Below are 10680 nucleotides of genomic sequence, written 5' to 3'. Positions count from 1 at the left end.
ATATAAAAAACGCGTTGAACAAATCAAAAAAGAACACAATTTATAAATCATAAATTTTTACCTTTAAATTAGCGTTTAAACTAACCAAAAGAAGGGATTACATTTTGGAAAATATCAACGCTAATAAGGGGGTTAAATTCGCTCAAAACCAAATAAAGGAACAGAAATTATGGAAAATTTAGTACAGCAAGCAGAACAAGTCAATTACCACTTTGTGGAGATAAATGGATTGAACTATAAAGTTATTAATCAACTTGACAAGAATAAACATGTCTCTAATTTTTACATTCCGAAAAAATATGTTCGCCAACACCCTACCCGCGAAACTAGCTACAAAGTCAAAATTTATGACAAATTTATTTGTGTACCAAAAATAATGTGTTTTATTGATAAAACTGGTAAATACTTTTTGGTTGGCATTGATATGTTATTTACCTACTGAATTTATAACACAAGAGATAATAACAAATATCGTTTAGCAGGTTATCAAGCGATTTGCAACACTGCAATTAAAGAATTGCATTATTTAACTAGACTTCTTGCGATACCCTTTTTTATTAAAATATTATTATAAAATATAATTTATGAGGACATAAAAATATGAACAATAATAAATTTAATACTCTTAATGATAGAGAATGGTTAAGATTAACAGGAATAAAAAAATTCACTTTTAATAAAATGTTAGATATTTTAAAAGTTGCTGAAATAGAAAAATTTAAAAAGGGTGGTAAAACTAATAAATTATCATTAGAAAATAGATTATTGATGACTTTATTATATTAACGAGAATATCAGACTTATTTTCATCTTGGTAAAAGTTTTGATATTAGTGAGGCTAATTGTTATCGTAATATTAAGTGAATTGAAGATATTTTAATTAAAAACTCTGATTTTCAACAACTTGCTGGTAAAAAAGCACTAATAAATGATTATTTTAATGATAAAACTATTATTATTTATGCTACCGAAACTCCAATCCAACGCCCAAAAAAAGACAAAAACAATCTTATTCTGGTAAAAAGAAAAAACACACGATCAAAACACAAGTAATTATCGAACAAGAAACCAAAAAAATTATTGCAACAAGTTTTTCGCTCGGAAAAAAACATGATTATGCTTTATTTAAAGAATCAAAATCCCAATTTTAAAAAATACCAAATTAATAGTTGATAGTGGTTATCAAGGAATACAAAAAAATCACAATAATGTTCTAATACCTACAAAGAAAACAAAGAAAAACCCTTTAAACAAAGAACAAAAGCAATATAATAGACTAGTTTCAAAAATGAGAATTATTATTGAAAATATTTTTGCTATTCTTAAAAAATTTAAAATTATTACAGAAAAATATCGTAATCGAAGAAAAAGATTTGGTTTAAGATTTAATTTAATTGCCTCAATTTATAATTTACAATTATTATATTTAACATAAAATATTTATTTAAAATTAAATAATTTAAATAATAAATTAATTTTTCGTTGTGGAAAAATATTAAATTTTTAAATAAAAAACATAATTAATTAAAATTATATTTTTCTATTAGTATCTTTTTTACAAATATTTGCAATTTTTTAACAAGTAATGCAAGAAGTCTATTATATATGGCATTATGTAGTAAATCGTAAAGGCTTGATTCCACTTTTTGTCAAAACTAATTATTAAAATAACTTAAATAATTTGATATAATAATTAAAAGTTATAGTTTTTTTATTAACACATAAAAATAGTAGAGAATAGAGATGAAAGAATTATGTTGATTGTTTATAAAATTAAATTTTATTATAAAATTGCCCTTCTAATTAATTTTTTGCATACAAAATGTTTATGTTTATTTCGTAAGATACATATCCCGCCTAAATTTTAGTTTTTAAATTTTAAATAAATATAACTAAAAGCAAAGAGGGAAAAAACAATGAAAAAACTATTAAGTATTTTAGGGACAATAACATTAGTTGGAACTGTTGCGCCAAATGTTGTTGCTTGTCATAACAAAAAAAATCTTAGCAACGAAAGTATTACAGCAAAAGACATTAAAGTCTTTAATAGACTTCTTGCATTACTTGTTAAAAAATTGCAAATATTTGTAAAAAAGATACTAATAGAAAAATATAATTTTAATTAATTATGTTTTTTATTTAAAAATTTAATATTTTTCCACAACGAAAAATTAATTTATTATTTAAATTATTTAATTTTAAATAAATATTTTATGTTAAATATAATAATTGTAAATTTATAAATTGAGGCAATTAAATTAAATCTTAAACCAAATCTTTTTCTTCGATTACGATATTTTTCTGTAATAATTTTAAATTTTTTAAGAATAGCAAAAATATTTTCAATAATAATTCTCATTTTTGAAACTAGTCTATTATATTGCTTTTGTTCTTTGTTTAAAGGGTTTTTCTTTGTTTTCTTTGTAGGTATTAGAACATTATTGTGATTTTTTTGTATTCCTTGATAACCACTATCAACTATTAATTTGGTATTTTTTAAAATTGGGATTTTTGATTCTTTAAATAAAGCATAATCATGTTTTTTCCGAGCGAAAAACTTGTTGCAATAATTTTTTTGGTTTCTTGTTCGATAATTACTTGTGTTTTGATCGTGTGTTTTTTCTTTTTACCAGAATAAGATTGTTTTTGTCTTTTTTTGGGCGTTGGATTGGAGTTTCGGTAGCATCAATAATAATAGTTTTATCATTAAAATAATCATTTATTAGTGCTTTTTTACCAGCAAGTTGTTGAAAATCAGAGTTTTTAATTAAAATATCTTCAATTCACTTAATATTACGATAACAATTAGCCTCACTAATATCAAAACTTTTACCAAGATGAAAATAAGTCTGATATTCTCGTCAATATAATAAAGTCATCAATAATCTATTTTCTAATGATAATTTATTAGTTTTACCACCTTTTTTAAATTTTTCTATTTCAGCAACTTTTAAAATATCTAACATTTTATTAAAAGTGGATTTTTTTATTCCTGTTAATCTTAACCATTCTCTATCATTAAGAGTATTAAATTTATTATTGTTCATATTTTTATGTCCTCATAAATTATATTTTATAATAATATTTTAATAAAAAGGGTATCGCAAGAAGTCTATTATAAATATATCTCATAACAGTTTTTTCAGATTTTACATTATTTAAAATATCTAATGAATATTTTAAATAATTTTTCCATTTTTCAGTTAATGTTTGTATTTTCATTAAGTGTATTAATCTTTTTCTGTATCTTTGTTAATAACAACATAATAACTACTTTTGTTTTTTGCATTATCTTCTGTTTCTATTAAATATTGACCTTGATAAGTATCTAGTTGTGAACCATCAAGTTTAATATCATTTGTTAAATCAATAGTATCTTGCTCCCCATTTTTTTGTCAATTTTCATCACAACTGTACACAACCCCTGTTATCACACTATTTGCTTACTTGCTGTTGGTTTAACTAGTATGATAGTATTTTTACTATTTGCATAGTAAAATGTATTAACTTGGTTTGTGATATTACTTGTATAAATTTGAAAAATGATTAAAAGAAATAAATTTATATGATAATTTATTAAATATTTTTATAAAACATTCTGAAAATTTTACTACAAGTGAAAATGATTTTAATAGCATTTGGGAGAACCCATATTATTGGCGGCAAAAACAAGCCCATGAAGAACTCATCAAGGAAATCAAATAACAATGAAAAAAGTAGAGAATAAAGATACTAAAAATCATAATTTAATGATTGTTGATGTTGATTTACAAAAGTGTTTGAATTGTAGTTTCACCATTCAAAAAGTGGATGATGAGTGATTTACGATTAACACGGGAAATAAAAACTGCGGTAAAAAATAACAATTTGGGTTATAATTTCCTTACCAAGATATTTTTATCTTTGGTATCTAGCCCAAATGTATCAAATATAGTAAATATCAAAAATGTATTAAATGCAAATTTTTTCTATATTTTTTGTGCCAAATATTAAAATTAAAAAACTATAAACAATATTGTTTATAGTGATATAATATTTATGTAATTAAATATTTTTAATAAAAATTTGGTGATACTAAATTGTCTAGTAAACAATTTAGTATCGTGGAAACACTAGCTTGTCACTAGTGTTTCCACCGACAATTTTAACATATTTCTTGGTAGTATTTCTGTGGTACTACTGTGAAATATGTTTAAAAATTGCGTGTGGGAATAGTGCAGTGGTGTTATTCTCTTTTTTTGTTAAAAAGAGAATTCAGAAAGGAAATAACGAAATGAAAAAATTACTAAGTATCTTAACCATAACAACATTGACGGCGAACGTTCCTGCTCCGTTGCTTGCCAACACATCTTTAACTCGTAATAAACGCGATGTTATAACATCTAATTCCAACAACGACTACCTACCATTAAATAAAATAAAAAATATTAATAGTACATTTTTTATTATAGTTGATAGTAAAGATAATGTATATTTTGGAACAGCTGATGGTGCATATAAGTTGTTCGCGGGGTCAGACACTGCAACTAAAATTGATAGTATTATTGGCTATGTTAATAATATTGTAATTGATAACAACGATAATGTTTATTTTGCAACAAACAATGGTGCGTTTGTGTTGAAACACGGGGAAACAACACCAACCAAAATTGATGGTATAAGTGGTAATGTTCTTTCTATTGCGATTAATAGTAAAGATAACATTTATTTTGGGACAGCTGATGGAGCTTTTGTGCTTAAACAGGGTTCTACAACTGCAACAAAAATAAATGGTATCAGTGATGATAGAACAATTATAGTTGATAGTAAAGATAATGTATATTTTGGAACAAATAATGGTGCATATAAGTTGTTCGCGGGGTCAGACACTGCAACTAAAATTGATAGTATTATTGGCTATGTTAATAATATTGTAATTGATAACAACGATAATGTATATTTTGGGACAAGTGATGGTACGTTTGTTTTGAAACAGGGTTCATACACACCAACCAAAATTGATGGTATAAGTGGTAATGTTCTTTCTATTGCGATTAATAGTAAAGATAACATTTATTTTGGGACAGCTGATGGAGCTTTTGTGCTTAAACAGGGTTCTACAACTGCAACTAAAATTGAAAATATTAATAGATATGTTTGATTTATTGACATTGATAGTAAAGATAATGTATATTTTGGGACAGATGATGGGGTTTATAAATTAACTCCGATTGTTAAACCAACACCACCTGCGCACGTACCTGAATTAAGTAATAAATTATCTCACATTGAAATTGCATTTATTGCAATTGGTTCAAGTATTGGTGTGGTGTTACTTGTTCTTGGTACTTATTTTTTATATAAATATATAAAAAATAACAAGAAACGATAGAAAAGAAGGTAATAAAAACTTTGATAAATAGCAATTTATATAAAAAAACCATATCTATTTATAGATATGGTAAAATAATATAAATAAGTAGTTTGTATCTCCTTACTTTTGCTAAAATTTAATAAAGTGATACTAAATTGTCTTGTAAACAATTTAGTATCTTGGAAACACTAGCGACAAACTAGCGTTTCCACAGACAATTTTAACATATTTGATGGTGTTATATGCTTTGTGGTGCTGTCAAATATGTTGGAAAATTGCATGTGGGAATAGTGCGGTGGTGCTATTCTCTTTTTTGTTAAAAAGAGAATTCAGAAAGGAAATAACGAAATGAAAAAATTATTAAGTATCTTAACCATATCAACCTTGACAGCAAGCATTCCCACTCCGTTGCTGGCCAATGCACCACTAACTCGTGTCAAGCGCGATGTTAGTGCTTTGACATCTAACGCAAACAACAACTACCTACCAATAAAAAAAATAATGGTATTAGTGCATGAATAAACGGAATTATCATTGATAGTTCAAATAGTATTTATTATGCTACTGATACTGGTGCGTATAAGTTGTCTGCGGGTTCAGACACACCAACCAAAATTGATGGAATAAGTTGACCAACATACCCATCGCAATATTTATTATCTTTCTTATAAAGGTAATACTTTTGTTGGCCTAGAACATAAAAAAGCAATTAAAATAAATTGCTATGAACTCCCCCATCAAGATATGTTGATCAAATGACTTTGTAGTCAAACTGATATTGAGAACTATCAAACGGAGCGGGAGTTAAAAATGAAAAACGGCAATTTAAATGTCTACCCTGATTTAATCATCATCAAAAATGATGATAGTGAAATTTATTTTGAATTTGAACGCACCCGCAAGTCACCCGACCGGTTTAAAACGAAATTAATTAACTTGCGTGACTGGCTTGTTGATGGTGGTAAAATTCATTGAATTACTCCAACCCAAACACTCACAAATTGAATTAAAAATCAAATCAACACTATTGGCACTTATCCAATACAACACACCTACGAAATATGAAACAACGAAAAATAAAAAGAGCATATTAATATGCTCTTTTTATTTTAAATAATATTTATCAATTAATTGAACTTATTGAAACAGTATAATTAACAATTACATTTTTGGTATAAATATTTTCATCATTTGAAGTAATTGTTGCACTGTTATTAGTAATGTGTGTAACGTTAATTTTTGTGATGTCTAATTGTGGATTTAATTCTTTTAATTTGTCTTTGATTTGTTGTTCTGCTGGTTTAGACAAATTATTAGTTATAAATTCACCTAAATCAGTGTTTTTAATTATTTCGTTTATTTGTTTGTTGTCAGTTACACTTGTTGGTTGAATTACAATATTTGATATATTACAAAAACTAAAATATAATATTAAAATGATAAAAATTATTAAGCATATGTCTAATAAAAATAATTTTATATTAATTGCATAAATTATTTTTTTTCATTTCTTTTTATTTTTTTTCATATTTTTCCATATTTTTTAAATAATATTTATCAATTAATTGAACTTATTGAAACAGTATAATTAACAATTACATTTTTGGTATAAATATTTTCATCATTTGAAGTAATTGTTGCACTGTTATTAGTAATGTGTGTAACGTTAGTTTTTGTGATGTCTAATTGTGGATTTAATTCTTTTAATTTGTCTTTGATTTGTTGTTCTGCTGGTTTAAACAAATTATTAGTTATAAATTCACCTAAATTATTATTTGTAATAATTTTGTCTAAATTAATATTAGATGTAAAATTAATATCTACTGTATCTGAATAAATATGTGGATATAGATAATTTAATTTTGCACTTGTAGGTTTTATATCAGTAATATCTATATTTTTAATAAAAAAATGAAATTTAACATCTTTTAATTTATTATTTAATTTTTTTAATTTGTCTTTGATTTGTTCAATAGTCGGCAAGTTAATTCCATCAGTTATAATTGAACCTAAATCAGTATTTCTAATAAATGATTTTATTGAAATAGTATAATTAACAATTACATTTTTGGTATAAATATTTTCATCATTTGAAGTAATTGCTGCATTGTTATTAGCAATTTTTGTAACGTTAATTTTTGTGATGTCTAATTGTAGATTTAATTCTTTTAATTTGTCTTTGATTTGTTCAATAGTCGGCAAGTTAATTCCATCAGTTATAATTGAACCTAAATCAATGTTAATAATTATTTTTTTTAAATCAATAGATTTATCAACTTTAAAATTTAATGTTCTGCTACCACTAAATTCAGTAGAAGTAATTGTTGCACTGTTATTAGTAATGTTTGTAACGTTAATTTTTGTGATGTCTAATTGTAGATTTAATTCTTTTAATATATTTTTTATTTGATGTGCTGTTGGTTTATTAGCTCCATCAGTTTTTATTACACGTGTATTAACATCTGTTTTAGTTGCGCCAACATCGCGTTTATTACGAGTTAAAGGTGTGTTGGCAAGCAACGGAGCAGGAACGTTCGCCGTCAATGTTGTTATGGTTAAGATACTTAGTAATTTTTTCATTTTATGTTTCCTTTCTGAAATTTGTATTATTTTGATATTTTGTTAAGTTAATAATTGATTTTTTTTTTGATACTAAAATAATAGTAACACAAAACTTTATTCAGTGTTCTTATTAAAAATTTAGAGCAATTTAAACCGAATAATTTAACATATTTCCCTACTTAAAACCCTTATAAAATAAGGGTTTTTCATTGCTTGTTTTGTTATCGTCGTTTGTGGCGCATTGAGTTTTATTTTCGCAGGGAAATGATAATAACATTATAAAATATTTATATATTTCATTTTTTGACTTATTTACATTTTAAAAATAAAACAAATAAAAAATATTTTATTTTTAAAATAATGATAAAATATATATGAAAAAAAGAGAAATATTATGGCAAAATTAAATACATTTCTTGAAAAAAATGGAATAAAAGAACTATCAAGTTTTTCTAATACAAAAGAATTTAAAAAAAGAACAAGCAAAGATATGATACCCAATACTTTTTGTTCTAAATATTTAGTAAATAAATTTAGAAAAGAAGCAGAAGAAAAAAGGTGGAGTTATACAACTTTAATGACAATTATTTTAGAAGAGCGCTATGGAAAGGAAAACAACAACAATGAAGATGATTAGTTTTTGTAATAAAAAAGGTGGGGTTGGCAAAACAACATTATGCAAAAATGTTGCTTATAAATTAGCACTTGATGGGGCAAAGGTTTTGTTGATTGATCTTGACCCCCAAGCAACCTTATCTGTTCAATTTTATACAAATAAAATTATAAAAGATATTACTTTATTAAAATTGTTTGGTGGGTTTAATGTTGGAATTAATAACATTATTCAATCAACAAAATATAAAAACATTGACATCATTAGACTTCTTGCGATACCCTTTTTTATTAAAATATTATTATAAAATATAATTTATGAGGACATAAAAATATGAACAATAATAAATTTAATACTCTTAATGATAGAGAATGGTTAAGATTAACAGGAATAAAAAAATCCACTTTTAATAAAATGTTAGATATTTTAAAAGTTGCTGAAATAGAAAAATTTAAAAAAGGTGGTAAAACTAATAAATTATCATTAGAAAATAGATTATTGATGACTTTATTATATTGACGAGAATATCAGACTTATTTTCATCTTGGTAAAAGTTTTGATATTAGTGAGGCTAATTGTTATCGTAATATTAAGTGAATTGAAGATATTTTAATTAAAAACTCTGATTTTCAACAACTTGCTGGTAAAAAAGCACTAATAAATGATTATTTTAATGATAAAACTATTATTATTGATTCTACCGAAACTCCAATCCAACGCCCAAAAAAAGACAAAAACAATCTTATTCTGGTAAAAAGAAAAAACACACGATCAAAACACAAGTAATTATCGAACAAGAAACCAAAAAAATTATTGCAACAAGTTTTTCGCTCGGAAAAAAACATGATTATGCTTTATTTAAAGAATCAAAAATCCCAATTTTAAAAAATACCAAATTAATAGTTGATAGTGGTTATCAAGGAATACAAAAAAATCACAATAATGTTCTAATACCTACAAAGAAAACAAAGAAAAACCCTTTAAAAAAAGAACAAAAGCAATATAATAGACTAGTTTCAAAAATGAGAATTATTATTGAAAATATTTTTGCTATTCTTAAAAAATTTAAAATTATTACAGAAAAATATCGTAATCGAAGAAAAAGATTTGGTTTAAGATTTAATTTAATTGCCTCAATTTATAATTTACAATTATTATATTTAACATAAAATATTTATTTAAAATTAAATAATTTAAATAATAAATTAATTTTTCGTTGTGGAAAAATATTAAATTTTTAAATAAAAAACATAATTAATTAAAATTATATTTTTCTATTAGTATCTTTTTTACAAATATTTGCAATTTTTTAACAAGTAATGCAAGAAGTCTATTTTATAAAAATCTTAAAAAAGTTTTTAACTTAACGATGTTATAATTAAGTTGAGAGTTTTAACCACTCCCTAATGGTTCCAAAAAAAATAGTTAGGCGGTGGTTTAATGGAATTATTACAAATTATTTGTAATGTTCTCAAAATAATCACGCTACTATTGCAAATTATTTACATAATTAAAAAATTATCCAAATAGGATAATTTAACACAATAGGAGAGTGGTTAACTCTCAATTTTTTATTGTTCCAAATTAATATTAACATATTTTATAAAAAAAGCAAACAAACTTATTTTAATAGGTATTCATTTATAATTTCTTTTTCATTATTCTTTGTTGTTTCAAATTTCGTAGGTATGCTGTGATGGATAAGCACCAATATTGTTAATTTGGTTTTCAATTCAAATAGCTAATGTTTGAATAGGAGTAATTCAGTGAATTTTACCGCCCACAACAAGTCACTCGCATAAGTTAATTAGTTTAGTTCTAAAACGCTCTGGGGGCTTGCGGGTGCGTTCAAATTCAACATAAATTTCACTATCATCATTTTTGGTGATGATAAGGTCGGGGTAAGTATTTAAATTGCCGTTTTTCATTTTTAACTCCCGCTCCGTTTGATAGTTCTCAATATCAGTTTGACTACAAAGTCATTTGATCAACATATCTTGACAGGGCAGGGTTTTTTCTTTTTTGGGTTCACTTTTTTCTTTTAAGGGCACGGGCAAAAAGAAAAAAGGAACTAGGTGGGTTTTTATTGGTTATGTTAATTGCAATTAACATAACCAATAAAAACCCACCACTGCGGAACACAAACATTAAG

General features: G+C 24.7%; 17 protein-coding genes and 2 pseudogenes. 12 read left to right on the top strand and 7 right to left on the bottom strand.

Features of this window, described 5'->3' with window-relative positions; all coding sequences use genetic code 4:
* Positions 1 to 169: 169 nt before the first annotated feature.
* The 5 genes from MSROBK_RS01245 to MSROBK_RS01235 all read left to right on the top strand — a co-directional run bounded on the left by MSROBK_RS01245 (position 170) and on the right by MSROBK_RS01235 (position 2126).
* The gene (locus MSROBK_RS01245) at positions 170 to 574 is read left to right on the top strand and encodes a hypothetical protein (RefSeq protein WP_040092662.1); all 405 of its coding nucleotides are present in this window, start codon (positions 170 to 172) and stop codon (positions 572 to 574) included.
* A gap of 26 nt (positions 575 to 600) precedes the next feature.
* On the top strand, positions 601 to 786 hold the full coding sequence (locus MSROBK_RS12690) for a hypothetical protein (protein ID WP_040092661.1): 186 nt from the start codon (positions 601 to 603) through the stop codon (positions 784 to 786).
* 173 nt (positions 787 to 959) lie between these two features.
* Positions 960 to 1151 carry a transposase family protein gene (locus MSROBK_RS12685; RefSeq protein WP_438944478.1) on the top strand — a complete coding sequence of 64 codons (192 nt, stop codon included), beginning with the start codon at positions 960 to 962 and terminating at the stop codon, positions 1149 to 1151.
* Complete coding sequence (locus MSROBK_RS12680; protein ID WP_438944477.1) at positions 1133 to 1435, top strand: transposase family protein; 303 nt, start codon at positions 1133 to 1135, stop codon at positions 1433 to 1435. Before MSROBK_RS12685 ends, MSROBK_RS12680 begins: the two co-directional genes overlap by 19 nt.
* A gap of 481 nt (positions 1436 to 1916) precedes the next feature.
* The gene (locus MSROBK_RS01235) at positions 1917 to 2126 is read left to right on the top strand and encodes a lipoprotein (protein ID WP_040092660.1); all 210 of its coding nucleotides are present in this window, start codon (positions 1917 to 1919) and stop codon (positions 2124 to 2126) included.
* Between the two features lie 62 nt (positions 2127 to 2188).
* Here MSROBK_RS01235 and MSROBK_RS12675 read toward each other — a convergent pair.
* The 4 genes and pseudogenes from MSROBK_RS12675 to MSROBK_RS01220 form a co-directional block, all read right to left on the bottom strand.
* Positions 2189 to 2578: pseudogene (locus tag MSROBK_RS12675) on the bottom strand (transposase family protein); the annotation flags it as partial.
* 16 nt (positions 2579 to 2594) lie between these two features.
* Positions 2595 to 3047 carry an IS5 family transposase gene (locus MSROBK_RS12670; protein ID WP_040092446.1) on the bottom strand — a complete coding sequence of 151 codons (453 nt, stop codon included), beginning with the start codon at positions 3045 to 3047 and terminating at the stop codon, positions 2595 to 2597.
* Between the two features lie 19 nt (positions 3048 to 3066).
* Positions 3067 to 3222 (bottom strand): hypothetical protein, encoded by a 156-nt coding sequence (locus tag MSROBK_RS01225; protein WP_157944218.1) that lies wholly within the window; start codon positions 3220 to 3222, stop codon positions 3067 to 3069.
* Positions 3223 to 3230: 8 nt separating this feature from the next.
* Positions 3231 to 3434 (bottom strand): hypothetical protein, encoded by a 204-nt coding sequence (locus tag MSROBK_RS01220; RefSeq protein WP_040092659.1) that lies wholly within the window; start codon positions 3432 to 3434, stop codon positions 3231 to 3233.
* A 273-nt stretch (positions 3435 to 3707) separates the two neighbouring features.
* Here MSROBK_RS01220 and MSROBK_RS11155 point away from each other — a divergent pair, with 273 nt between their 5' ends.
* The 4 genes from MSROBK_RS11155 to MSROBK_RS01205 all read left to right on the top strand — a co-directional run bounded on the left by MSROBK_RS11155 (position 3708) and on the right by MSROBK_RS01205 (position 6433).
* Positions 3708 to 3863: a hypothetical protein gene (locus MSROBK_RS11155; protein WP_168226814.1), complete on the top strand. Its 156-nt coding sequence runs from the start codon at positions 3708 to 3710 to the stop codon at positions 3861 to 3863.
* A 410-nt stretch (positions 3864 to 4273) separates the two neighbouring features.
* The gene (locus MSROBK_RS01215) at positions 4274 to 5371 is read left to right on the top strand and encodes a ligand-binding sensor domain-containing protein (RefSeq protein WP_052443418.1); all 1098 of its coding nucleotides are present in this window, start codon (positions 4274 to 4276) and stop codon (positions 5369 to 5371) included.
* Positions 5372 to 5701: 330 nt separating this feature from the next.
* Positions 5702 to 5875 carry a hypothetical protein gene (locus MSROBK_RS01210; RefSeq protein WP_157944217.1) on the top strand — a complete coding sequence of 58 codons (174 nt, stop codon included), beginning with the start codon at positions 5702 to 5704 and terminating at the stop codon, positions 5873 to 5875.
* Positions 5876 to 6097: 222 nt separating this feature from the next.
* A complete protein-coding gene (locus tag MSROBK_RS01205) occupies positions 6098 to 6433 on the top strand; it encodes a hypothetical protein (protein WP_133165042.1) in 336 nt (111 codons plus the stop codon).
* 40 nt (positions 6434 to 6473) lie between these two features.
* Here the strand turns inward: MSROBK_RS01205 and MSROBK_RS01200 are convergent, their stop codons facing one another.
* Both MSROBK_RS01200 and MSROBK_RS01195 read right to left on the bottom strand, forming a co-directional pair.
* Entirely contained in the window at positions 6474 to 6881 is a 408-nt protein-coding gene (locus MSROBK_RS01200) for a hypothetical protein (RefSeq protein WP_040092655.1), read from the bottom strand.
* 26 nt (positions 6882 to 6907) lie between these two features.
* Entirely contained in the window at positions 6908 to 7933 is a 1026-nt protein-coding gene (locus tag MSROBK_RS01195) for a hypothetical protein (RefSeq protein WP_040092654.1), read from the bottom strand.
* A 376-nt stretch (positions 7934 to 8309) separates the two neighbouring features.
* On the opposite strand from MSROBK_RS01195, the gene MSROBK_RS01190 reads away from it, so the two are divergent.
* The 3 genes and pseudogenes from MSROBK_RS01190 (at position 8310) to MSROBK_RS01180 (ending at position 9697) form a co-directional block, all read left to right on the top strand.
* A complete protein-coding gene (locus MSROBK_RS01190) occupies positions 8310 to 8552 on the top strand; it encodes a hypothetical protein (protein ID WP_040092653.1) in 243 nt (80 codons plus the stop codon).
* Positions 8539 to 8835, top strand: a complete 297-nt coding sequence (locus MSROBK_RS01185; RefSeq protein WP_040092652.1) for a ParA family protein — start codon at positions 8539 to 8541, stop codon at positions 8833 to 8835. Before MSROBK_RS01190 ends, MSROBK_RS01185 begins: the two co-directional genes overlap by 14 nt.
* 26 nt (positions 8836 to 8861) lie before the next feature.
* A pseudogene (locus tag MSROBK_RS01180) lies at positions 8862 to 9697 on the top strand (IS5 family transposase).
* A 489-nt stretch (positions 9698 to 10186) separates the two neighbouring features.
* Here MSROBK_RS01180 and MSROBK_RS01175 read toward each other — a convergent pair.
* Positions 10187 to 10585, bottom strand: coding sequence for a hypothetical protein (locus MSROBK_RS01175; RefSeq protein ID WP_133165041.1), 399 nt, complete (start codon positions 10583 to 10585; stop codon positions 10187 to 10189).
* Positions 10586 to 10680 lie beyond the last annotated feature (95 nt).

This window comes from Spiroplasma poulsonii (assembly GCF_009866525.1).
In the GTDB taxonomy this organism is placed as follows: Bacteria; Bacillota_I; Bacilli_A; order Mycoplasmatales; family Mycoplasmataceae; genus Spiroplasma; species Spiroplasma poulsonii.
Note: the sequence above shows the minus strand (reverse complement) of the source record. Positions and strands in the feature narration are given on the sequence as shown.